The organism is Parabacteroides leei, from assembly GCF_023369805.1.
In the GTDB taxonomy this organism is placed as follows: Bacteria; Bacteroidota; Bacteroidia; order Bacteroidales; family Tannerellaceae; genus Parabacteroides; species Parabacteroides leei.
The window spans coordinates 817,534-838,994 of the sequence record NZ_JAMBQG010000001.1 but is presented as its reverse complement, the minus strand read 5'-3'; the positions used below and the strand labels follow the sequence as shown (position 1 = coordinate 838,994).

Below are 21,461 nucleotides of genomic sequence, written 5' to 3'. Positions count from 1 at the left end.
TATGAAAAAGATCTTCCTTCTGTTGTTTATGTCTTTTGCCGGTATCTCCGTCCAGGCACAAAAGTTTATCCAGATCGAGGATAAAGCTTTTAATTTCGGAGCTAAAGTCGGCGTCAATTCAACTTTCCCGATCGTGAACTCGCTCAGGATCGATGATGTTGAAGCCGAGAACATCCGGTTACAATATAAGGTAGGTTACCAGGCTTCTATCTTTTGCAGGATCAACATCGACCGTTTTTTTATCCAGCCCGATCTGTCCTGGTATCGGACAGAAGGCGATATCTTTTTCTCACTACCGGAAACAGAAAGTACCGCTACCATAGCAGGCAAGAATTCCGGAAATGACCAGCTTAAACTCAAGTCTACTTCTTTGGAACTTCCGGTTATGATCGGATATTATCTGGTGAAAGAGGGCCCGTATGCTCTCAGTATGATGGTCGGTCCAAAATTGAGATACAATTATAAGTTACGCTACACGACCCACTTCTCCGAACTTACCAATGAATATATCAATGACAATACCCCTTTCGGCATAGGCATTGCCGCCGGCTTGGGCGTAAGCATCTGGCGTCTGTTCTTTGAGTTTACCTACGAGTTCGGGATCAACCAGATCGAATCCGACTTCAAAGACCAATCATCACAATTGCCTGTCGAACGAAATATTTCGATCGACAAGCGTACCAATATGATTAGTTTCTCACTGGGATTTCTTTTCTGATTATTTTCCGCATATATCCTTGAAAGGACACCAGGCACAGGCTTTTTCTGTCGGGGTCTGCACGAATGGTTTCTCGCGGCCGAATATTTCATCCAGGCAACCGCGCAAACCGGTTTCGAAAGCAGCCGAATATTCAGAAAAGTCGGTTACCCGTTCCGATCTGTTTCTTTCTATACGACGGCTTACAGCGGCATCGAACGAGTCCGAGAAAAGCGTACGCATATAATAGATTCCCGGTTGAAGTATTTTCCCTGCCGGGACTTCACCATACATCAAAGAATACATGAAGACCTGCATCACAGCTTTAGCCCGGTCTTTCTCTTCCATATCGAACAGGCTTTCTACGGTTGTAAACGTAGAAGTTCCGCTACCGCTCTTGTAGTCGATGATACGGATCGCATCCCGTACCTCGTCGATACGGTCGATAAATCCCTTTAACTGGATTTCCGACCGGTCGCTCAAGGTAAAGAGGCAGTTGATCTTTCTTTCGGATTCGATATATTTGAACGGAGTCAATTTGCTGTCGCGCTCCAGTATCTTTTCCACATACTTGCGGATCATCTCGCCGATCAGGAAGTTTTGACCAGTCAGCGGACGCACCACGTCTGTCTTGAAAAAGACCTCAGCGAATGCACGTGCAATGGCGCCGGTCAGTACCGGAGTATCTTTTTTGATAGCTTTCAGTAAATCGGCTGTCACCATCTTTCCACAAAAAGGTTCATATAATTCTTCCATCACCTTGTGCAGGATACTACCGAAGACATTACTTTCGATCGTTTCGCTCACCTCCTCTTCTTCACGGATGCCTTCAACGACCGAGAAATAGAACTTAAGCGGACAATCCAGATAGGTATTTACGGCGCTGGCGGAAATGGCACGTACACCGCCCTTACGGAATGCAGCCAGACGCGCCATCACCTCATCGGTCTTTTGCACCTGTAAGGCCGGAGTCTTAGCGGACGAGACATTATAGACAACCAATTTATCATGCATCGGCTGTTCATAATGATAATGTAGCTGATGAACGAAACGGCTCACCTCCCCCGTCTGCAATCCGTTACTCCGGGTATCATATAACAGGCTGACATGGCTTGCCCGATAGATCAGGCGATAAAAGTGATAAGCCCAAACACTGTCCTGATGCTCGTAGGTAGGTAATCCGAACCCACGGCGCAGGTTATACGGGATAAACGAATTGGCCGCCTTCCGCAACGGGAAGATCCCTTCATTCATAGAGAGGATGATCAGGCGGTCGAAATCGAGTGCACGGGTTTCCAGTACTCCCATGATCTGCAGGCCGGAAAGCGGTTCACCCCGGAAAGGGATCGTGATCGTATCGGTCACGCGTTTCAGCAGGCGGAAATAGGTGTCGATCTTCATTTCAATACCGGTGTCCTGCATGATCTCCTTCATACGGTTCACTGTCGTGAAATAATGGAAGATAAATTCCTGTTCGATATCATTGGTCCGCTGGGTGGCGTCTTCATCCTCTTCGTTGGAAAGGGTATACATTACCTTATTCAACTCCTGCAATACGCCGATCAGGTAATCGGAGAAGGTTTCAACATCCGTTACCGGCGTGAACAGGACAGAAAGAAGAGCTGTTTTACCCAGATCGGCTGTAGTAATATATATCTTATTGTTTTCGGCTATATCCCTGATCAGGGAAGAGACGGTCTCCGGGTTCGTGGTACTGATATACCGGTGATTCAGTATAGGCAATACATCACGGAAATAAAACACCGGCTGCCGGTCTACGTAACGGACATTCTTTTGCAGTGCCAGAATATATTCCATCAGTGAAGCCACGGGCGTACCGGCCAGCGGATACCCCATCGTTACATTGATACGGCGGATTTGCTCGGGAATTGCATTGAGCACAGGGATAAGCAAATGTTCGTCCGGCAGGATAACAGCAGTACGCAATGCCTCCTCGGGGCTCATTTCATCTTCTTTGCAAAGTTCGTTCAATAAGGAATATACCTGTTTGGCCTGGCCGATACCCGAAGGAATACCGATCACTTCGATATTTGTGTTTACCTCTTCTTCTTTGGGAAGCGGATATTTCGAAGGGAAGTTCCGGAGGTTGCGCTCCACGAAATAAGAGGCTTTGTTATTGGGGTCGGTCACTTTGGCAGAGGCATAATCCCAGTAGAAATCGGCGATCTCTCTTTTCTGCAACTGCAAGAGGAAACGTTCCTCTGCAGCAGAAAGGGCGTTCAGTCCTACAAAGACCACCTTTGTATAAGGCAGATCGCAACAGTTATTGTTTTCCATCTGCTCGACCACCTCACGGAAGATCATGCCTTCGTAGCCTTTGCCTTCGGCGGCGAGGGCGGTTTTCAGGTCGTTATACAGGTCGTACAGGATTTTCCATACGGCAAGAAATTCTTCCTGGTTGGGCGTATCCCCTTTGGGATAGAAGGAAGACCAGAACGTCCGGATGGCGGCAATCTGATCTTCGTCGAGGAAACTGAAATCATTCTCTATCTCCCGCAGGTCGGTTACATTGGTGAAGAGCATACGGGCATCGGCCATATACTTATCTACATCGTCGAAATCGTTGAGCAGCATTTCGCCCCAATAGAGAAACTCGTCGAACGTCTCCGTCGATCCGCTGTGCCGGATATATATATCGTAGAGCGTGAACAGCATATTGATACGGTCGGCTGTCTGCTTACCGCTTAGCTGCACGAACAGGTCGTTGATCGTGAGGATGGTTGGCGAGAAAAGTGGTTTCTCGGCTACCTCCGAAAGATATTTCTGAAAGAAAAGTCCCGTTCGGCGGTTGGGAAACACAAAAGCCAGCTTGCTGACTTCCGCACCGTATTGCTGATAGAAGATAGAAGCTATCTGGTATAAGAATGGTTTCATATTCTTTCAATCCTTTCTTGCTCTTCCGCTGTAAAACTGATATTTTCCAATGCTTTCAGATTATCGAGCAACTGATCCACGGAACTGGCTCCGACAAGTACGCTGGTTACGCGGTCGTCTTTCAGCAACCAGGCCAAAGCCATTTCCGCCAATGTCTGCCCACGTTCCATCGCCAGCTCGTTCAACCGGCGGATCTTGTTTATTTTTTCTTCCGTTACCTGCTCACGTTGCAAGTGTCCCGTCGATTTGGCTGCCCTGGAGTTTTCTGGTATTCCATGCAGGTATTTATTGGTAAGCAGACCTTGTGCCAAAGGTGAAAAGGCGATCATTCCGACTCCTTCTTCTTTCAGTAAAGGGAACAGGTCGGGTTCTGTCCAACGGTCGAACAGGGAGTAGCGCGCCTGGTGGATCAGGCAGGGCACACGATGTTCTTTCAATATCGCGAGGGCTTTCGCAGTCTGCTCTGCATTATAATTCGAGATGCCGACATACAAGGCCTTCCCCTGACGGACGATATCGGCCAGTGCCCCCATCGTTTCTTCCAGAGGGGTTTCCGGATCAGGGCGGTGTGAATAGAAAATATCCACATAATCGAGGCCCATACGTTTCAGGCTCTGGTCGAGACTTGCCATCAGATATTTGCGGCTTCCCCAGTTTCCATACGGGCCGGGCCACATATCGTAACCGGCTTTGGTCGAGATAAGGAGCTCGTCACGATAGACACCGAGACCTTTTTTCAATATCCTGCCGAAGTTCTCTTCCGCCGATCCGTAGACGGGTCCGTAATTATTAGCCAAATCAAAATGGGTGATCCCATTGTCGAAAGCGGTATGGGCGATCCTGATAAAGTTGCTGAATACGTCCACACTTCCGAAGTTATGCCATAACCCCAGTGAAATAGCCGGCAGCAGTATCCCGCTACGGCCGCAACGACGATACATCATTCCGTTGTATCTGTCTTCATTTGCCTTGTATATACTTTCCATGGTTTGTTTTATTTCCTACAAATGTAGATAAAATCACCATAAAATAATCATTTTCTCCGTCTCAGTTGCTTCTTTCGAATGATTGGTGCTGATAGCAGCACGGTATAAATAAATGCCGGGGCGTACATGCGAACCTGCATTATTTCTCAAATCCCAATCGATCACATAGTCTTTGAACAATTCGGACGATCCTGTTTCTTCATGCTTCCAGTGCAAACGTCCGCTAATATCATAGACCATGATGCCGACCTTCATCTGTGTCTCAGGCCGGTTGTGTGAAAGATGGAACTTCACGTTACCTTTGGCCGGGGTCGGAGTTGCAATCAGACGGGTGAGGAATGGTTTCAAGCCTTCCACTACTTCGAATTGGAAAGTATAAGTCGTAGGATTGTTCATTATATCCCAAACCTTAAATTCGGCTTCATGTAAACCCGGTTTCAATGCCGGAACAGCAAACCGAACAATGCCTTCTCTTTCCGAGTCTGGAACAAATTCATAGTACCGGTTTAACGTATAGTTCGTCGCCGGATTATTATCGATATTGAGTGTTATATCATGTCCGATACTACTACCTGTCACATTTATACCGCTTTTGTCCCAGAGCTTTGCATAGAAATAAGGGGTATTATTTACCTGATTCCCACTCACAAAAGTAGAATCATTCAGAAACAAGGATCGTATTTCAGGACCTTGCGTATCATTATCCGGATCATCTTTCGTCCCATTGGCAAGGAATTTATTAAAATAACCCTGTGCATCCTCACCCGAAGTCTCGTCAAAAGCGTATAAACTCATTTTGCCGCAAGTTTTCGCTGAATAGGAAATGTCCTTTGGTACTTTAAAGGTGAATTTGAACTTACCGTCTTTTACAGAACCGCCTCCTTCAAAAACTGTATTAAAGTAATCATGATAATAGATCTTATTTTTATAAGGATTATTTCCCAATGTGGAATCTCTTCGGTAGCCATCCAGGATCTTTGTACGCAATTCTCCATTAAAATCGGATACAAGACTTCCTTTCGTATCTATAATATTCCCCTCCACGGTCACCCAAGCATTTGCATTAAAAACAACCGTATCTTTTTCTATCGCCGAACCGTTAATTGTCGTAACCTGAACACGATGCTTCGGATAAGACAGCTTCAATGCCGGATCACCGATCAAGCAGAAGCCTAGTTTGCGACCATTTCCCCAATAATTTTCCGACTTTGTTTGTCTCATTACATCGCCTAATGTAAGATGTGGACTATTTTCCTTACTAAATAACAGATCCATAAACTGGCTGTTAATCGCCTTATTAATATCAGTAAAAGCAACACGGGAAGTAGTAAACAAAGCAATGCCTCCACTCTTTTCCCTTAAAAACACATCCTCTCCGGCAGAGGTTGCAACAGCATCAAAACGACAAAAGTCACAGGTCGCAGTGATCCATAGAGGCAAATGCTTATAGGTATATTTCAAAATATCGTTATGCTTTATCACCAACTCGTCACTCAAGCTCTCCGTATTTCCGTGACCAACATAGTTGAGGAGAAACATACCATTTCTCAGTTTCTCCATAATCCTCTCTTCCACTTCCGGATATTTGCCACCACCTCCCAGATCTTTTTTAAAGGTATCGAAATAGATTTTATTAGCAATATATCCCTTGGAGTTCTTATTCTCTTCCAACGTAATTGTCAATTGTTCCGTATCGACTTGATGAACAGTATCATATTTATCAGCATTACTACCATCATCGGCAATAAAGCACAAATTATTCTTCCACATGCCTAAATCTGAGTTATTCATATAAGAAATAATCTTATCGACAACCTGTGTTGCTTGTTTTCGGGTACGGACCGGAAAACGTCCAATGCCAATATTCAATGTAGCAGTCGATGTTGGGTATTGATCCGTATTACTATTATAGTTATAAATAGCATTTTCACTATTATCTTCCAAAAAACCGAAATAATCATCTGCCGGATACGAATACATATCCAATGACTCGGTCGTTTGATAGGTAAGCAACATATTATTTCTTTCATTTTCATTCACATCCTTCCAATCTTTCGTCAGGAACCGGTTATCAAACGAACCGTCCCCAAAAAGCAGAAGATATTTAGGAGTTTTTATGTTGTCTTTACTCCGGTCGTAAAACATTTTCATCAGACGTCGATAAGCCGTAGCATCCGGTGTTCCACTTGAAAATTCATTATAGATCTCCTCCGGAGTAAATATCCGGATAATCAAACCATCTTTCTCTTCATGCGCTTTTTGCAATCTTTCCGCTTCACTTTTAAAAGCCAAAGGGGAGATAATCACCATATCGACCTGTTCAGATCCATGCAGATTCTGATTAAGCACCTGCTGTGCCTCTTTGGCAGAAACAGACGGGATCGTTTTGTCTAACTGAATAACAACAAACTCTCTTAGCTGATTTGCTTTAGGAATTACAAATGACAAATTCGTTCCGCTCAACTCCGTCTCCATCACTTTCGGATTTAATGCGTCCGTGACATCCCACACAATCGTATTTGAGTTGGCATTCTTTATTGTAAAACGGGACTTATGTCCTATCGACGAAACATTACGGAAAAAAGTCGGTTCATTATAAGTTTGAAGTTCTCTCTTCAGATGTACACGAATGTAATCCAGAAATGCTGTTTTATTATTTCTTTCAGAATAGTTTACTTTGATAGTAAAATTCTTGTCTTTCTTTCCTGTCCAAAAACCATACGCTTTGGCTGACTTAGCTTTTATATAAGAAACAAATTTCTGATGATAAAAATTTGAACCTACGCTTGGTACAGCTCCTTTCACTACATCTTCATCCCCTATCAAAAGAGTAAAATTTTTAGCCACATCTGCTCTGGCAATTAACCGGCATTCCACCACAGCATCTTCCTGTATTATACCTTCAATACTATTGAAAGGCACCGATATCGGTGACATTAACGATTCTCCAAAAAGGTCACGCCCCGAAGTATTAAGAGAAACCAAATCCTTTTCATGCAAAAGATAATCATCAAAAGTATCAAACCCTTCCACTGCATCTTTCGACTCAGATTTCAGGGTCTCCATTTCTTTCACATTCTGAGAAGAAGTAAGAAAATAATATCCATACTCAGAATAAGGATTATTTGTATGAACAAAGGTCTTTCTTCCACTTTGACCGGTGGTATACTGTTCATTCTTATACTCCCACTTTCTGGTTCCCCGTCCATAAAAAAGCAAGTAACCGTCTTTTCTTAACACCGGAACAGCAGGCAGATCATCTATATGAGGTTTCGAGAAATCTTCATCTAACGGCCAACCGCCATATCCGAACACAGCCACTTTCGAAGGATCGGAAAAACCCATATTCTTCAGTTCGGCATCCGTCAATTTGTAGATTCCATCTTTATCGATCGCTATCTTCACCCAGCTTCCACTACTTAATACCGAGTTTTGGGTATACCTCTCTTTTGCAGGTAAAGAGAACGACAGGCAAAAACAAAACAGACAGACAAAACAGCTTTTCGCTAACAATCCTTTCATGTGTAATACCATATTTTTCAACTATTCAATGATCTTTTAACGCTTCCCGTTTTGTTTTATTATAAAACAGCCGGGAATTCCCAAAAGAAGTTTACTAACTTTGCTTGTCTTGAAAACGATACAAAAATTATCAGAATATGAAAACATTATCAAACGACTTACTAACCATCCAGGTATCTCCCCACGGTGCGGAGTTAAGCAGCATTGTCGCCAACGCCACAGGAAAAGAATATCTCTGGCAAGCCGATCCGGCATTCTGGAAACGCCATTCACCGGTTTTGTTCCCTATTGTCGGCAGTCTATGGAATAATGAATACCGACACAATGGCATCACTTATCCGCTTTCGCAACATGGTTTTGCCCGCGACAAAGATTTCGAACTGATAAAAGAAACCGAAACGGAACTTCGTTTTAAACTGACTGAAAATGAAGACACGCTAAAACTATACCCATTCCCGTTCTATCTCGAAATCGGTTACCGCCTGGCCGGTAATCAGATAGAAATCGTATGGGTTGTGAAAAATATCGGTAGCGAAGAACTGCACTTCCAAATCGGAGCACATCCTGCATTCTATTACCCCAGTTATAATGAAAACAGTGAAAAACGCGGTTTCTTTGCCTTCGACCGCACAGAAAGACTAAAGTATAAACTAATTCAGGAAAAAGGCTGCATAGGAAATCAGGAATATCCATTGCCATTGGATAAAGAAGGGCTGTTGCCACTGGATACACAGACTTTCGACAAAGATGCTTTGGTACTCGAAAACAGTCAGGTGAAACGAGTCGATTTGCTCAACCAGAATGGTAGCTCCTACCTCACTGTCTATTTCACTGCCCCCGTAGTCGGCCTATGGTCGCCACCTGCGAAAAATGCACCTTTTGTCTGCATCGAACCTTGGTATGGTCGTTGCGATCGGGTAAATTATACCGGTGAATACAAGGACAGAGACTGGATGCAACATCTACAACCGGGAGAGACATTCAATGCAAGCTATCTGGTGGAGATTCATTGAATTTAACGGATGACAGATTGGTCTAATAGAGCAAAAAAAAGGCTATCCATCACGGACAGCCAATCTTCATTGTTAACCTTAAATCTAATACCATGAAAAACACAGTGCAAATATAGAGATTTTATGTTATACAGCATAACATTTCACTTGCTTTTCTCATTCACTTAATATAGTTTAACAAAAAAACATGCTGCAAAACATTGTTTTTGCAGCATGTTTGGAATGATTAGACCATACGTCTTTACTGTTTGACGACTTTTACCACTTCATTATCCATACGGATAAAATAAATACCCGCAGGATATACCTGCATCGAGATAGTATTCTGTCCAACCTGACACGGAATTTTCGCGCAGATTTGTCCAGCTACATTTATGATATAAATCACCTGTACTTGTTGTAAATCCAAATAAAGATAATCCTTCGTAATAGTTGGGTAAACACGATCACCGCTATTCATCTTTTCTATTGAGGTTGGATCAGACTTGACTGTCACCTCGCACTGATCTGTAAAAACACCGTTCGCAGAAACCACCGTCACAATAGCTTTCCCTTTTTGTAATGCGGAAATAACCCCATCCTTTATTGTTACTACCGAAAGGTCTGACGAATACCAATTGAGTATCGGGTTATCCACTTCTGAAGGAGAAAAGACTGCCTTCAACTGCAACTGTTCTCCAACCTCCGTAGAAACCCGGTCTTTTTCTAAAGAAAGAGCTAAGACGTTCGTATATTCGTTAGCAGTGGAAACCACCTCAATAAAACCATAAGATAACGGCCCTTCAACTGTTGTTCCTTCAAAGGGTTGGCCACCGATAGCTGTCAACTGGGTGTTTGATGTAGCAGTTTCTTCTCCCTGAAAAGAAAAGTAGCCATCAAGAGTTTGGCCTTGAAGGGAAAACAGAGAAAATGATATTATAAATAAAAACAGATATTTTCTCATAACATATTTCGTATTATTTATTTAACATTTTAAAGGTAAAAGGATATTCTTTTACCATATTATTATTTTTATCACGAACAACTAATATATAATTTCCGTCAGAAACATTATTATAAGTCAAATAAAACATACGTCCTACACAACTCGATTTCCCAACTTCATTCTTTTCGGGAGTTAAGCCATCTATTGAAACAGTAAGTTCCTGATCAACTCCATCCAGATATAATAGAGTAAATCTGAGGAGTATATCATTGCTGCTTTTTATCAATTCACCTGAAAATAAAGGATAAAGATCTTCTTCTACATCATCATCATTTACCACAAAAGTAAATTTAATTGTGTTTGTACTACCTATATTTCCACTCCCTCCATTCTCTGTGACACCTGCTTTTTCTGCATAACGAGCATACAACGCATACGGTACCGGCAACATCTGTGTGGTTGAAACTTTTTCATAATTGCTTCCACCATTCAAGTCCATACTTAATTGTAAATAATAAGTACCTGTTCCCCAATCGATAGAAGAAAAAGTTCCGGTTTTACTTGTTCCCTGACCGATCAGAAGATTGACGGTTCCGGTTTGGCTACTCGTTGGTTTATGGATTTCAGAGAAAACGACAGTACCAGAGGGCGAACCTTTCAGGATTTCTACTTGGATGCCGACCGGTTTTCCGGCAACGACTTTACCCTGTGCATCACGTACCACAGCCTGGTAACTAACAGCTTGCGGCATCTTGTCCTGTGCCTGCAAAACTGCGACTGTAGTAAATAAAAGATTTACTACTAATAAAAATAATGTTTTCATATTGTGTTCGGATTATATTATTATCTGCTTATGTGTTTACAATTAAACTCTTCCTCCATTTTCCTCCCGAAAATAAAAAATATCATCAAAAGTTTGGATTTAAAGGGGAAATAGGGGAAATAATATTATAAATAATAACAGACATTTATTTCATATTTAAAACAAAAGGATACTCCTTTATTATCACTCCCTCTTTATTCTTTATCAATAATTTGAGATCATACTTACCTTCCGAAATACTCTTATATTCACTTCTAAAACTACAGAATCGTCCCATTGAAGAGGAAGGAGATGTTCCATCTAAATGAATCAGTTCATCTGACAATCCTTCAATGACAGCATTCAATTCTTGATTGATTCCATTCAAATAAACAATACTAAAATTTAACTCAAATGGATAAGAATCAGAAGAGTGACCTTCTACCTCATTCCCTAACAAAATATTATGCAACCAATTATCATCGTCATTATCATCATCCTTTATCAAAACAAATTTCACATTTTCAGAAGAACTACCACTACTTCCACCATTCTCAGCTATACCTGCTCTTTCGGCATAACGAGCATACAACGCATACGGTACCGGCAACATCTGTGTGGTTGAAACTTTTTCATAATTGCTTCCACCATTCAAGTCCATACTTAATTGTAAATAATAAGTACCTGTTCCCCAATCGATAGAAGAAAAAGTTCCGGTTTTACTTGTTCCCTGACCGATCAGAAGATTGACGGTTCCGGTTTGGCTACTCGTTGGTTTATGGATTTCAGAGAAAACGACAGTACCAGAGGGCGAACCTTTCAGGATTTCTACTTGGATGCCGACTGGTTTTCCGGCAACGACTTTACCCTGTGCATCGCGGGCTACTGCTTGATAACTGATTGCTTGCGGCATCTGTGCCTGCACTAAACATGTAGCCATTAGCCACATACATAGAATAATGAATTTTTTTGTATTCATCTGATTTATATTTAAATAGGTTAATAAAAAGTTTCCTTTTCCCATAAACCAGCATATACAAAAAAAGCGCGGGATTCGTCTGTCACTTATCCCCCGTTTCAGGCCTTCGCATTGCCCATGTACAAGGATAAGCAACGTTGAAGCCCACGCCGATACGTATGTAACAATATTCATGTACCAATGGCACACAAAACATCACGATACAACCTACGCAGACATCTACCGTTGCCCTGTCTCCCTGTACATTTTTCAAAGTTGCGAAGTTTGAAACGGTGAAGACAAGACGTCAATAAACGCCTTTCAAATATATGTCTGCTCCCACCCATTAAATCGGCGTGGGAACAAGACAAAGATATGGACTTTTTCTTTATTCCCAAGGCTTCCCTAAAAAATAAAACTCCCTGAGTCGAAAAATATCGACCCAAGGAGTAACTTTTAAAATAACATCGTGAACTATTCGATTACCGGTCTGTCATCTTCACCTCCGGAAGGAGGAGTTGATGTGTTAGTATCGTTAGTACTATCTTTGTCATTGAAATCCATTCTCACCCGCTCCATCATTTCACGCAGTTCCGCACACGGAACAAAACGCAACTTCATCTTTCGGATAGACTCAGCATTTGCATCCTTTTCAACAAGGCTACTCCTAGCATTAAAAGACGGGATAAAACTCCCAAATCCTTCCACCTGCACAGTGTGTCCCTGTTGAATGAAGGTTTTCATGGAAGAAACTAACCCATACAAGGTTGCCCTAACCATACCTTTGTTAACACCCGATATCAATGCGATTTGCTCACAAAGATAAAGAAACTTCCGAAAACTTTGGCAAAACTAAGTGGATAAAGTAAGTGGCTGGAAATTAGAAATGTTCGCCGTATCTCGCTTCATTCTGCCCGGAAGTAAAATAGCAGAATATAGCATGGTTAAGCCAAAGATTTCTGACTTGTCCGTTGCCTTTTTGAGTTGCCTTTTATGGCGTAAAATACCTCCGGCAACATGGCGAATAAAGCCCAGACCCCCAAAGAACACTCGTTTTTGCTCTTAGTTCCGTCCAAAGGTACGCAATTTTTTCCAGCAGAGAGGAAAAGATGCCTTTTGAACAGGAAATATGAGTTTTATTCTCCCTGCGGCGGAATACTGCATACCTTCAAATAGCTCTATATCAGGTAAATTTGCATTAATGATTAGAGTTATGAAACAGCAAGAGTTAAAGGTGTCGTTCTACCTGAAAAAGAACGAAATCAAAGAGGACGGCAGATGTCCCCTTATGGCAATACTGAGTATCGGAAAATACTCCGAAACCACATTCAGCACCAAAACGAACGTGCCGCTATCCCTGTGGCAGTCGGGCCGTGCCACAGGGAAAAGCCAGATCGCCAACGAGATCAATCAACGGCTGGATGCCATCCGTGCCTCCGCCCTTTCCCATTACAAAGAGCTGTCAGCCGTCAACGAAAAAGTAACGGCGGAAAACGTAAAAACCCTCCTGCTGGGTATGGCATACGGTCAGGAAACGTTGCTCGATTATTTCCGTACCCATAATGAGAATTTCGACAAGCGTATCGGTGTAAACCGTAAAAAAGGTTCAGAGAAAGGCTACTGGCACGCCCTGGCCCACCTTACCAAATTTCTGGAAGTCAAATACAAACTTTCGGATATACCTTTCACGGCGTTGGACAGGTCGTTTATTGATAAATTCGACCTCTATCTGAAAATAGACTGCGGACTGGCACCGGGTACGATCATATTGCTTACCACCCGCCTGAACACGATTGTCGGGAACGCCATTGTCGAAGGTATCATCACCAAGAATCCCTTTGCAGACTATGAGCCGGAGCGCCCCAGGCACAAGCAAAAATACCTTATCCGCAAAGAGTTGGATAAACTAATGACAACCCCGCTTACCTGCCCGAAACATTACCTTATCCGCGATCTGTTCCTCTTTTCATGCTATACCGGCATTCCGTACAGCGATATGCGGAAGCTGACGAACGAGGATATTTTCATAGCGGAGGATAAGGTAGTCTGGATAAAAACGAGCCGGGAGAAAACAGGGATGGACTACGAGATACCCCTGCTCGAACTCCCGCTGCAAATCCTTGAACGATACAGGGATACTGCGGCCGGAGGCCGGTTGATTCCCATGTACAGTAATTCGGAAATAAACAGGGAATTAAAAATTATTGCCCACACCTGCGGTATCAACCGCCGGCTGACATTCCATTGCGGACGCCATACCTACGCTTCCGAAATTACGCTCTCGCAAGGCGTTCCCATCGAAACGGTGAGCCGTATGCTCGGGCACAGCCAGATTTCGACGACACAGATTTACGCGAAAATCACGAACGAGAAGATCGACGAGGATATGAAAGCACTCGAAAAAAGGATTACAGGGCGATTCAAATTTGCACTTTAAAATTGAAGATTATGAACACAGTAAATAAAGAAAATACAAAAAAGAAAAAACGCAGTACGTTTGCGATTTTATTCTATATCAACCGCACTAAAATCCGTAGGGATGGTATGTGCCAGTTACTTTGCCGCCTGAGTATCGACGGTGAAAATGAACAGATAGGGACAAAAGTTTCGGTTAATCCCGCTATCTGGGAGCCCGGAGAAGGCGAAAGCGGAGGCAGGGCCGCCGGAAAGAGCCGTAACGCGCTGGAGGTAAACAAGGCTATCGGCCTGCTTACCGGAAAGATTAACGGTCATTATAACCGGATATTGGAAAGCCAGGGTTTCGTCACGGCGGAACTTGTGAAAAATGCGCTCAAAGGCGTAGCCCAAAAGCCTGTTACGCTGATGAAACTATTTGAGGAACATAACGAGGAATTTAAAAAGCGCGTAGGTGTTGATCGCAAGAAAGAAGCATACGACATATATGTAGTATCGTATAACCACCTTCTTGCCTTCATACGGAAACAATACGATGCCGATGATGTAAGCCTGCGCAGCCTCGACCTGAACTTTTACGAGGCTTACGACCTCTTTTTAAGGACAGACCGGGGATTACAGCAGAAAACGGTTCACCAGCATCTGTATAACTTCAAAAAGATCACCAAGCGGGCTTTTAATCAGGGAACGCTCCGGCGCGATCCCTACATGAAGCTCTTTCCCGAACTGCCGCCGTTAAAGAGCCGTCACCTCAAACTGGAAGACCTGGAGAAACTGATGCGGCACCGCTTTAACAGACCTAATTTATGCCTTGCCCGTGATATGTTTGTTTTTTCGACATTCACAGGATTGTGTCACGCCGACCTTACCAGGCTGTCCGACGAGCATATCGTACAGGCAGCGGACGGCAGCCTGTGGATTGAGATTAAAAGGCAGAAGACCGGCACGGATTCCCGTATCCGCCTGCTGGAAATCCCGCTGCAAATTATGGAGAAATACCGCCCGCAGAAAAAAGACAAGCACATATTTCATGTTTACGGCCGTGGTTATATGGGCAAACTGCTATGCGAGATCGCCGGGATATGCGGTACGGGCCACATCACCTTTCACAAGGCCCGGCATAATTTCGGAACGCATATCACGCTCTCTCAGGGTGTTCCCATCGAAACCGTTAGCCGGATGATGGGACATAAGAATATAACTACCACGCAGATATACGCCAAAGTAACCGACCGGAAAGTGGACGAGGATATGAAACAGCTCAGGAAAAGAACCGCATCCCAATCAAAAAAGATTACTTTGTACGAAGATGAAACGCTCCGGGCGGCTATCCGTTATCCCGGAGCAAGAAAAAACAAGCAAGTAGAACAATCAAACAATCTATAAATATGAATAACGAATCAATTACCATAGAAAAAGGGCGTGTAACCATTCGCCCCCGGCAGGGAACCGTATGGCTTACCCAGCACCAGATCGCCGACCTTTTCGGCGTGTTCGTATCAGCCGTAAACAGCAATATCCGCTCGATACTTAAAAACGGAGTTTTGAGAGAAGAAAAAGTATGCTTCCATGAAGCTACTGCCGGCGGCGGCAGAACACTCTATAATCTGGAAATGATAACGGCACTGGCTTTCCGGCTTAAATCCCTCAAAGCCGAACAGTACCGTCAGTGGATAATCGAACAGGCGGTAAATCCGCTTGTAATCTGGAAAATTCCGGGCATGGAGGCTATGCTGAATTAACTCCGCCCTATCAAAACAAAGAACGGCTCCATCACAGATTGGGGCCGTTCTTTCGTTTAGAGTAATTCCATTTCATCGAGGCATTGTTTTCGTCCGTCCTCCAGGAATTGTTGTATCTCCGATTCCTTGTAAATCACCTTTCCGCAAATCAGGTAATAAGGTATCCTGCCTGCGGAACGGTATTCCTGTAACGTCCGGCGGCTGATCTTCAAAATATCCGACAACTCTTTATCGGTCAGAAAACGCTGTCCGTTAAAGGTGCGTCTGTTGCCGTTATCCAATTTATCGAGCATTTTAATTGTCTTTTCCATACGGCGGAAAAAGTCGGCCACGCACGGTTCCTGCTTGTCTATTAAATAGCTGTTCATGGCGTTGCGATAATTGGATGGTGCGACATTTCCAGCAGTTTCTGCACATCTTCCGGCTTATAGAATATCTTATGCCGGATTTGACTACACGGCAGCAACCCTTTTTCCCTGTAATATTGCAGGGTGCGTTTGCTGATTCCTAAAATCTGGCAAACCTCCTGATGATCCAGCCATTTCTTCAGCCCCAGATCATCCTGCCTGCGGCACAATGTTTCGGCCTTCGCTTCGATTGTTTTCATACGCTCGGCCAATGCGTTGAAAACCTTTACACTTATGCTTATCAATTCCATACTTCTACATTTTGGCCATTCCCGGAAAGCAAATATAAGAAGTCTGGAGCATCTATTTCCCGCTTCATTCTTTAGCGGATGCCTCTGTCCTTATACTGTCGGCTTCGGGCAGCCAAACAGTCGATCACTTCCATAGCTTAGTGTCCGCAGTGATTTTAATTCCCGTATAAAATCACTGTGCGTAATTTTTCTACTGTTCTCTGATATAACGTCTTCCTCATTTTCTTATGCCTTAAAGAGCCGGTTGTAATATGATGAGTTCTGTTGCCAGAAGCGAAGATATATCAGGGGTTCACGCACCCGAAAATTTTTGGCAAAAAATCTTCCGACATCGTTCCGACGTTGCGTATTTCTCACAAAAAATTTGCGTGTGCTAACCCCTTATCTTCCATGCTTCTGAAACAGAACTCATCACACCGGCTCCGTCACGGCATAAAAAAAAAGTCAGACGTTATGAGAACAGCAGAAAAAAATAATTGGAAACGAGAATCTATCAACCTTCCATCCAGCATAAAATTGGGAGCAAAGATAGTGGCGACCGTAGCAGGGTTTTACCTGTGGGGGGTGGACTTTATATGGGTGGTTTTGGGCGTGGTTTTCTGTTGGAATATCCTGAAAAGCATTGCTTCCTGCCTTGTATCTCTTATCTGCCTGATTGGCTTTTTCTATTTCCTTATTACTCACATTTTCTAATCAATTAAAATTCAAAGCCATGAGCGAAAACATTGGACATATTAAGTACGGGAGCGTTGGTTTAGGTTGTTGCGAGAACCTCTATTATACCACATACGACCAACTGAAAAAGGAACTGCCGAGGGCAACGTATCAACCCGGAAATTTGCAACCTGCGGATTACCTCAATCCAAAGTACCCTTTCCGATACCGCTTCCCCTTCCCGGATGAGAATCACGAAGAACTGTTTGGAAGTTACGAAGATTTTGAGCGAGGGTTTCAAATAGCAATTCCACGGTATCTGTTTAACGAGGGCGAATTGTCAATAGGACATAGTAATTTCTACATACGCCACGAACATACATCCGGCTATTCATTCGGCATGAACTTTCCCTGTCCGGGAGACGAAAAAAACGAAATGCCTTTTCAGGACTTACAAAACGTAAAGGGATACTTTGTACTTGAAATCGTACAGCAGAGAATCGTAGACAACCAATTAACCACGATTGCACGATGCCCGTTTTGTGGCAATAAATCCCGAATGACAGAGCAGGAAATTCAAATCATACACCGGATTATCCACAGCGGGACAACCTACTACAACGACCTTACAAAACAGGTAATTGACATTGCATTGGAGGGTTATACAAAATTCACTGAAATAAAATAGTCATCAATATGGGGCGGAGCCAATCCGCCCCACAAAATCCCAAGACGATGAGAACCGAAAATAAAGCAACCGATTATTTCAAAGCGACCATTCAGAACTATCTGGAGCAGAGGGCGCAGGAAGATGAACTGTTCGCACCCGTATTCGCCAACCCGAAAAAGAACATAGACGAGTGCGTGAACTACATACTCAACACCGTGCAGAAAAGCGGTATAAACGGCTTCACGGACGATGAAATCTATTCGATGGCACTTCATTATTACGATGAGGAAGACATTGATGCGGGTAAGCCGATAACGTGTCAGGTGGTAGTTAATCACACCATTGTTCTGACCGAGGAAGAAAAGGCACAGGCACGGCAAAAAGCTATTCAGAAAGCACAGGACGAAGCCTACGCCAAGATGAAGCAGGGCAAGAGCAAGCCGAAAGCCAAGCAACCCGAAGCCAACATACCCAATCTATTTAATTTCTGAAGCCATGAAACCGCAAAATAAATTCCAACAGCAAGTGGTAGAGGCAAGCAAGACTTTGCCCAAACTCACTAACAGGCAGATAGAATGGGGTTACAGGAATATTATCGAACCTATCGGGCACCGCACCGAGAAAGGAGTAATAACCTGTACCGAGTGCGGTCATTCATGGCAGGGCGCAGGATATTTAGTTTCCATTCTGACGGACTGCCATTGCCCGAACTGCCATACCAAGCTAAAGGTAGAAACGACTAAGAAACGGAAATTTGAAAGCCGTTACTATATGACCATTTTCACAGCACACAAGGGGTATCAGGTATTGCGTACCGTCATGTTCCTCTATTCGGCAAAGGTCGGGGAAACCGCCAAATACGACCATTCGGAGGTGATGCAACGGTGGATTGACCCAAGCGGAAAAAAGCATTGCACATTCGCACGGCTTCGGCAGACAATGGGTAATTGCTACATAGATTCGTGGATATTCGGCACTCCGCTGGAACTGCGTAACGAGAACGCCAATAATAAATTTTACGTGAATGTATATGAGCAGATTTCCACGGGCGTAATCTATCCCCGTCAGAAACTTATCCCCGAACTCAAACGAACAGGCTATAAAAAGGGATTCTACGGACAAAGACCGATGAACCTGTTTTGCACCCTGCTATCCGACAACCGTGCGGAAACCCTCTTTAAAACGGGATATACAAGCCTGCTATCGGAGATAATGAACAAAAGCAAAAGACCGATGGATAGTTACTGGCCGTCTGCCCGTATCTGCATCCGCAACGGTTACAAAATCAAAGATGCAGGATTATGGTGCGATTATATTGATTTCCTGCGCTTTTTTGGCAAAGACCTCCATAACGCCAAGTATGTATGCCCGTCAGACCTCCGTGCCGAACATGACCGCTATATGCAGAAAAAAGCGAAGATTGAGGAACAAGAAATCATAGCCAAAAACAGGGAAAAGGAAGCCGGATTCCTGAAAGCCAAAGCACGGTTTTTCGGACTGTTGTTTACCGATGGGCAAATCACCGTCCGAGTGCTTGAGAGCGTGGCAGAGATTATTTTAGAGGGTAAAGCGATGCACCACTGCGTAGGCAGTTACCACTCAAAAGCGGATTCGCTGATACTTTCGGCAATGGTGGACGGCAGGAAAACCGAAACCGTAGAGGTTTCCATATCCCAACTGCGCGTAATTCAATGCCGTGGAGCCTGTAACAACGTTACTCCCTACCATGAGCAAATTGTAAACCTTGTAAACAGCAATATGCCGCTTATCGCAGGAAGGCTGGCAGCATAAGACAGTAATCACCAATAAATTATAACGACATGAAAAAGTGTAGAATTGTAAAAACGGAAAACGGCTATGCCGTAAGGGGAACGAACTTCCTGCATCATTGCGATGCAGATAGGTACGCCTACTATTTGGCAAATACGCTGAATAACAGAGGGAAACTGATATACGTTGCCAACGTGGACGAAGCCATTGAAAAACACAACCAATTAGAAAAATTCACCAATGAGGATTGGTTGCGGTTGTGTTGGAAAAGGAATGTGGGAACTTACCTGCATACTCAAAATGTGTACGCATTAAAAGACAACTCGCTACACGGTAATGTACACCAATGGTACAAGGATGCCGACCAATGGTGGGAATATATGCCCACCCAAACCAAAGCCGTCATTTCGGGCATAGACAGCCAAACGGCGACAGACTACCATTACCGGATGTTTTGGAACAAGATACAGCGGTCGGATAAAGACAATATTCACCAATATTGGAAACACCGCAAAGGCATTATAACGCTTGATTCGGACGATGCCCACTCCCTGCAAATGGAAATCATCTGCGAACTGGCAGACTTGCAGTTGGAACAGGAATACGGTAAAGACCGTGAGGATATGTGTGACGAAAACGGCTCTTTTTATGAAGAATACCAAGACCGTTTTAACAACATCTATGATGATATTGAGGAAAGGCTATTGGATAACGAACTCTAAAAATCGGGGCGGCGACAGCCGCCCATAACAACTAACAGTATGAAAATTATATATAACGGATATATGGGCAGGGAAATAACACCGCTTCCCGAATGTGATTCGGAGGTACAGGATGCCGTGAAAGAGGCTGTAATGCTTGTCGAGGGCAAGCACGGTTTCAGAACCCACTTTGAGATATGGCGCAACTGCGAGTTGATAATCACTATCGGACATAACATGGAAACCACCTCCATCGAAATTCGACCGCCGGAAGGCACTAATATCAAAAGACGGGCAAATTGGTACAACGGCTATACCTATTTCTGTAATGGCGCATTTTGGGCAAACAGGGACAGGACAAAAGCAATATTAATCTAAAAATCAACGGACATGAAAGCAAAAGACGTCAGCGAAGAATTAATCGGCAAACGGTGCAAGTGCATCTTCACGGGACTTATGGTAACGGGAACTATCGAGGAAATTAAGGTCGGGGAACATACTGCGGAAGTAAGGGTACGCTATGACGAACCCCACCAATGGGGAAACCAATCTTACAAGGACGGCTGGGCATTCGCCCGCCTGTGTGATGACTTCGGGTCACTCCGCCACCTTGAAATAATCGACGACAGATACCAAACCCTGCGGGTAAGGTTTACAAAGAGCATAGCTGAAATTGACAGGATGTTTGCCCGTGATTATAAGAGTTGGGGCGCAGTCAATCTGAAAGAATGGATAGACAGCTATGAAAGCAGTCGTTTTACGCTGGTTGCCTACGATATGGCAGTAATCACCTCTGAATACAATATGGCGCATATTGAGGAATGGCTACGCAAAAATACCCCTATTCTTTCTATCGAAAATACTATTTGAGCCATGTATAAACTATTTATCGGCTTTCGGAAGCTGGGCGAGTTTCCGACCATATTGGAAGCCAAAAAATACGCCCAAGACAGCAAACTGACCGGATTTTTCAGTCTGCTGGGAGAGAATTACAGCGACCAATGGTATGTACCGGTTTTTTGTGGACGAAACGAATAACGGGACGGGCGGTTT

23 protein-coding genes are annotated in these 21,461 nt (G+C 43.7%); 13 read left to right on the top strand and 10 right to left on the bottom strand.

The features are described 5' to 3' along the window. Nucleotide 1 precedes the first annotated feature (1 nt). Nucleotides 2-718: a porin family protein gene (locus M1P97_RS03390; RefSeq protein ID WP_195374257.1), complete on the top strand. Its 717-nt coding sequence runs from the start codon at nucleotides 2-4 to the stop codon at nucleotides 716-718. On the opposite strand, the gene M1P97_RS03385 is transcribed toward M1P97_RS03390, so the two are convergent. The 3 genes from M1P97_RS03385 to porU are packed head-to-tail and all read right to left on the bottom strand — an operon-like array spanning nucleotide 719 to nucleotide 8,100. Further along, nucleotides 719-3,592: a PD-(D/E)XK nuclease family protein gene (locus M1P97_RS03385; RefSeq protein WP_249388361.1), complete on the bottom strand. Its 2,874-nt coding sequence runs from the start codon at nucleotides 3,590-3,592 to the stop codon at nucleotides 719-721. Further along, nucleotides 3,589-4,578, bottom strand: a complete 990-nt coding sequence (gene mgrA, locus M1P97_RS03380; RefSeq protein WP_249388360.1) for an L-glyceraldehyde 3-phosphate reductase — start codon at nucleotides 4,576-4,578, stop codon at nucleotides 3,589-3,591. The genes M1P97_RS03385 and mgrA overlap by 4 nt, the downstream gene beginning before the upstream one ends. A 33-nt stretch (nucleotides 4,579-4,611) precedes the next feature. Further along, complete coding sequence (gene porU / locus M1P97_RS03375) at nucleotides 4,612-8,100, bottom strand: type IX secretion system sortase PorU (RefSeq protein ID WP_249388359.1); 3,489 nt, start codon at nucleotides 8,098-8,100, stop codon at nucleotides 4,612-4,614. A 137-nt stretch (nucleotides 8,101-8,237) separates the two neighbouring features. Here porU and M1P97_RS03370 point away from each other — a divergent pair, with 137 nt between their 5' ends. Continuing rightward, nucleotides 8,238-9,113 (top strand): aldose 1-epimerase family protein, encoded by an 876-nt coding sequence (locus M1P97_RS03370; RefSeq protein ID WP_249388358.1) that lies wholly within the window; start codon nucleotides 8,238-8,240, stop codon nucleotides 9,111-9,113. 241 nt (nucleotides 9,114-9,354) lie between these two features. Here the strand turns inward: M1P97_RS03370 and M1P97_RS03365 are convergent, their stop codons facing one another. The 5 genes from M1P97_RS03365 to M1P97_RS03345 all read right to left on the bottom strand — a co-directional run bounded on the left by M1P97_RS03365 (nucleotide 9,355) and on the right by M1P97_RS03345 (nucleotide 12,608). Beyond that, complete coding sequence (locus tag M1P97_RS03365) at nucleotides 9,355-10,056, bottom strand: Ig-like domain-containing protein (protein WP_249388357.1); 702 nt, start codon at nucleotides 10,054-10,056, stop codon at nucleotides 9,355-9,357. Nucleotides 10,057-10,069: 13 nt separating this feature from the next. Further along, on the bottom strand, nucleotides 10,070-10,861 hold the full coding sequence (locus tag M1P97_RS03360) for a hypothetical protein (RefSeq protein ID WP_249388356.1): 792 nt from the start codon (nucleotides 10,859-10,861) through the stop codon (nucleotides 10,070-10,072). A gap of 145 nt (nucleotides 10,862-11,006) precedes the next feature. Beyond that, a complete protein-coding gene (locus tag M1P97_RS03355; RefSeq protein WP_249388355.1) occupies nucleotides 11,007-11,864 on the bottom strand; it encodes a hypothetical protein in 858 nt (285 codons plus the stop codon). Nucleotides 11,865-11,901: 37 nt separating this feature from the next. Continuing rightward, nucleotides 11,902-12,072 carry a hypothetical protein gene (locus M1P97_RS03350; protein WP_249388354.1) on the bottom strand — a complete coding sequence of 57 codons (171 nt, stop codon included), beginning with the start codon at nucleotides 12,070-12,072 and terminating at the stop codon, nucleotides 11,902-11,904. Nucleotides 12,073-12,272: 200 nt separating this feature from the next. Continuing rightward, entirely contained in the window at nucleotides 12,273-12,608 is a 336-nt protein-coding gene (locus M1P97_RS03345) for an HU family DNA-binding protein (RefSeq protein WP_317242255.1), read from the bottom strand. A 403-nt stretch (nucleotides 12,609-13,011) separates the two neighbouring features. On the opposite strand from M1P97_RS03345, the gene M1P97_RS03340 reads away from it, so the two are divergent. From M1P97_RS03340 to M1P97_RS03330, 3 genes are read left to right on the top strand one after another with little or no spacing between them, the layout of a single operon-like run. Continuing rightward, complete coding sequence (locus tag M1P97_RS03340; RefSeq protein WP_221656584.1) at nucleotides 13,012-14,235, top strand: site-specific integrase; 1,224 nt, start codon at nucleotides 13,012-13,014, stop codon at nucleotides 14,233-14,235. A gap of 11 nt (nucleotides 14,236-14,246) precedes the next feature. Next, nucleotides 14,247-15,599 carry a site-specific integrase gene (locus tag M1P97_RS03335; RefSeq protein WP_221656585.1) on the top strand — a complete coding sequence of 451 codons (1,353 nt, stop codon included), beginning with the start codon at nucleotides 14,247-14,249 and terminating at the stop codon, nucleotides 15,597-15,599. A gap of 2 nt (nucleotides 15,600-15,601) precedes the next feature. Continuing rightward, entirely contained in the window at nucleotides 15,602-15,955 is a 354-nt protein-coding gene (locus M1P97_RS03330; RefSeq protein ID WP_221656586.1) for a protein-tyrosine kinase, read from the top strand. 56 nt (nucleotides 15,956-16,011) lie between these two features. Here the strand turns inward: M1P97_RS03330 and M1P97_RS03325 are convergent, their stop codons facing one another. Both M1P97_RS03325 and M1P97_RS03320 read right to left on the bottom strand, forming a co-directional pair. Then, complete coding sequence (locus M1P97_RS03325) at nucleotides 16,012-16,323, bottom strand: helix-turn-helix domain-containing protein (protein WP_221656587.1); 312 nt, start codon at nucleotides 16,321-16,323, stop codon at nucleotides 16,012-16,014. Next, nucleotides 16,320-16,613: a helix-turn-helix domain-containing protein gene (locus M1P97_RS03320; protein ID WP_221656588.1), complete on the bottom strand. Its 294-nt coding sequence runs from the start codon at nucleotides 16,611-16,613 to the stop codon at nucleotides 16,320-16,322. The genes M1P97_RS03325 and M1P97_RS03320 overlap by 4 nt, the downstream gene beginning before the upstream one ends. A gap of 453 nt (nucleotides 16,614-17,066) precedes the next feature. Between M1P97_RS03320 and M1P97_RS03315 the strand changes: the two genes are divergently transcribed. From M1P97_RS03315 to M1P97_RS03280, 8 genes are read left to right on the top strand one after another with little or no spacing between them, the layout of a single operon-like run. Continuing rightward, a complete protein-coding gene (locus tag M1P97_RS03315) occupies nucleotides 17,067-17,306 on the top strand; it encodes a hypothetical protein (RefSeq protein ID WP_249388352.1) in 240 nt (79 codons plus the stop codon). A gap of 19 nt (nucleotides 17,307-17,325) precedes the next feature. Continuing rightward, a complete protein-coding gene (locus M1P97_RS03310) occupies nucleotides 17,326-17,955 on the top strand; it encodes a hypothetical protein (RefSeq protein WP_221656590.1) in 630 nt (209 codons plus the stop codon). A 47-nt stretch (nucleotides 17,956-18,002) separates the two neighbouring features. Continuing rightward, entirely contained in the window at nucleotides 18,003-18,428 is a 426-nt protein-coding gene (locus M1P97_RS03305) for a PcfK-like family protein (protein ID WP_249388351.1), read from the top strand. A gap of 4 nt (nucleotides 18,429-18,432) precedes the next feature. Beyond that, nucleotides 18,433-19,728, top strand: a complete 1,296-nt coding sequence (locus tag M1P97_RS03300; protein WP_221656222.1) for a PcfJ domain-containing protein — start codon at nucleotides 18,433-18,435, stop codon at nucleotides 19,726-19,728. A 29-nt stretch (nucleotides 19,729-19,757) separates the two neighbouring features. Further along, a complete protein-coding gene (locus M1P97_RS03295) occupies nucleotides 19,758-20,429 on the top strand; it encodes a hypothetical protein (protein ID WP_221656221.1) in 672 nt (223 codons plus the stop codon). A gap of 39 nt (nucleotides 20,430-20,468) precedes the next feature. Then, nucleotides 20,469-20,786, top strand: a complete 318-nt coding sequence (locus M1P97_RS03290) for a hypothetical protein (protein ID WP_221656220.1) — start codon at nucleotides 20,469-20,471, stop codon at nucleotides 20,784-20,786. Between the two features lie 12 nt (nucleotides 20,787-20,798). Further along, nucleotides 20,799-21,278 (top strand): DUF7258 domain-containing protein, encoded by a 480-nt coding sequence (locus M1P97_RS03285; protein ID WP_221656219.1) that lies wholly within the window; start codon nucleotides 20,799-20,801, stop codon nucleotides 21,276-21,278. Between the two features lie 3 nt (nucleotides 21,279-21,281). Continuing rightward, nucleotides 21,282-21,446 carry a hypothetical protein gene (locus tag M1P97_RS03280; RefSeq protein WP_221656218.1) on the top strand — a complete coding sequence of 55 codons (165 nt, stop codon included), beginning with the start codon at nucleotides 21,282-21,284 and terminating at the stop codon, nucleotides 21,444-21,446. Nucleotides 21,447-21,461: the final 15 nt, after the last annotated feature.

What these genes read in the sequence shown, in the direction of transcription:
- M1P97_RS03305 (WP_249388351.1), top strand. Translation starts at nt 18,003, where the DNA reads ATGAGAACCGAAAATAAAGCAACCGATTATTTCAAAGCGACCATTCAG.
- M1P97_RS03330 (WP_221656586.1), top strand. Translation starts at nt 15,602, where the DNA reads ATGAATAACGAATCAATTACCATAGAAAAAGGGCGTGTAACCATTCGC.
- M1P97_RS03290 (WP_221656220.1), top strand. Translation starts at nt 20,469, where the DNA reads ATGAAAATTATATATAACGGATATATGGGCAGGGAAATAACACCGCTT.
- porU (WP_249388359.1), bottom strand. Translation starts at nt 8,100, where the DNA reads ATGAAAGGATTGTTAGCGAAAAGCTGTTTTGTCTGTCTGTTTTGTTTT.
- M1P97_RS03360 (WP_249388356.1), bottom strand. Translation starts at nt 10,861, where the DNA reads ATGAAAACATTATTTTTATTAGTAGTAAATCTTTTATTTACTACAGTC.
- M1P97_RS03370 (WP_249388358.1), top strand. Translation starts at nt 8,238, where the DNA reads ATGAAAACATTATCAAACGACTTACTAACCATCCAGGTATCTCCCCAC.
- M1P97_RS03365 (WP_249388357.1), bottom strand. Translation starts at nt 10,056, where the DNA reads ATGAGAAAATATCTGTTTTTATTTATAATATCATTTTCTCTGTTTTCC.
- M1P97_RS03325 (WP_221656587.1), bottom strand. Translation starts at nt 16,323, where the DNA reads ATGAACAGCTATTTAATAGACAAGCAGGAACCGTGCGTGGCCGACTTT.
- M1P97_RS03390 (WP_195374257.1), top strand. Translation starts at nt 2, where the DNA reads ATGAAAAAGATCTTCCTTCTGTTGTTTATGTCTTTTGCCGGTATCTCC.
- mgrA (WP_249388360.1), bottom strand. Translation starts at nt 4,578, where the DNA reads ATGGAAAGTATATACAAGGCAAATGAAGACAGATACAACGGAATGATG.
- M1P97_RS03320 (WP_221656588.1), bottom strand. Translation starts at nt 16,613, where the DNA reads ATGGAATTGATAAGCATAAGTGTAAAGGTTTTCAACGCATTGGCCGAG.
- M1P97_RS03300 (WP_221656222.1), top strand. Translation starts at nt 18,433, where the DNA reads ATGAAACCGCAAAATAAATTCCAACAGCAAGTGGTAGAGGCAAGCAAG.
- M1P97_RS03285 (WP_221656219.1), top strand. Translation starts at nt 20,799, where the DNA reads ATGAAAGCAAAAGACGTCAGCGAAGAATTAATCGGCAAACGGTGCAAG.
- M1P97_RS03280 (WP_221656218.1), top strand. Translation starts at nt 21,282, where the DNA reads ATGTATAAACTATTTATCGGCTTTCGGAAGCTGGGCGAGTTTCCGACC.
- M1P97_RS03295 (WP_221656221.1), top strand. Translation starts at nt 19,758, where the DNA reads ATGAAAAAGTGTAGAATTGTAAAAACGGAAAACGGCTATGCCGTAAGG.
- M1P97_RS03385 (WP_249388361.1), bottom strand. Translation starts at nt 3,592, where the DNA reads ATGAAACCATTCTTATACCAGATAGCTTCTATCTTCTATCAGCAATAC.
- M1P97_RS03315 (WP_249388352.1), top strand. Translation starts at nt 17,067, where the DNA reads ATGAGAACAGCAGAAAAAAATAATTGGAAACGAGAATCTATCAACCTT.
- M1P97_RS03340 (WP_221656584.1), top strand. Translation starts at nt 13,012, where the DNA reads ATGAAACAGCAAGAGTTAAAGGTGTCGTTCTACCTGAAAAAGAACGAA.
- M1P97_RS03335 (WP_221656585.1), top strand. Translation starts at nt 14,247, where the DNA reads ATGAACACAGTAAATAAAGAAAATACAAAAAAGAAAAAACGCAGTACG.
- M1P97_RS03355 (WP_249388355.1), bottom strand. Translation starts at nt 11,864, where the DNA reads ATGGGAAAAGGAAACTTTTTATTAACCTATTTAAATATAAATCAGATG.
- M1P97_RS03310 (WP_221656590.1), top strand. Translation starts at nt 17,326, where the DNA reads ATGAGCGAAAACATTGGACATATTAAGTACGGGAGCGTTGGTTTAGGT.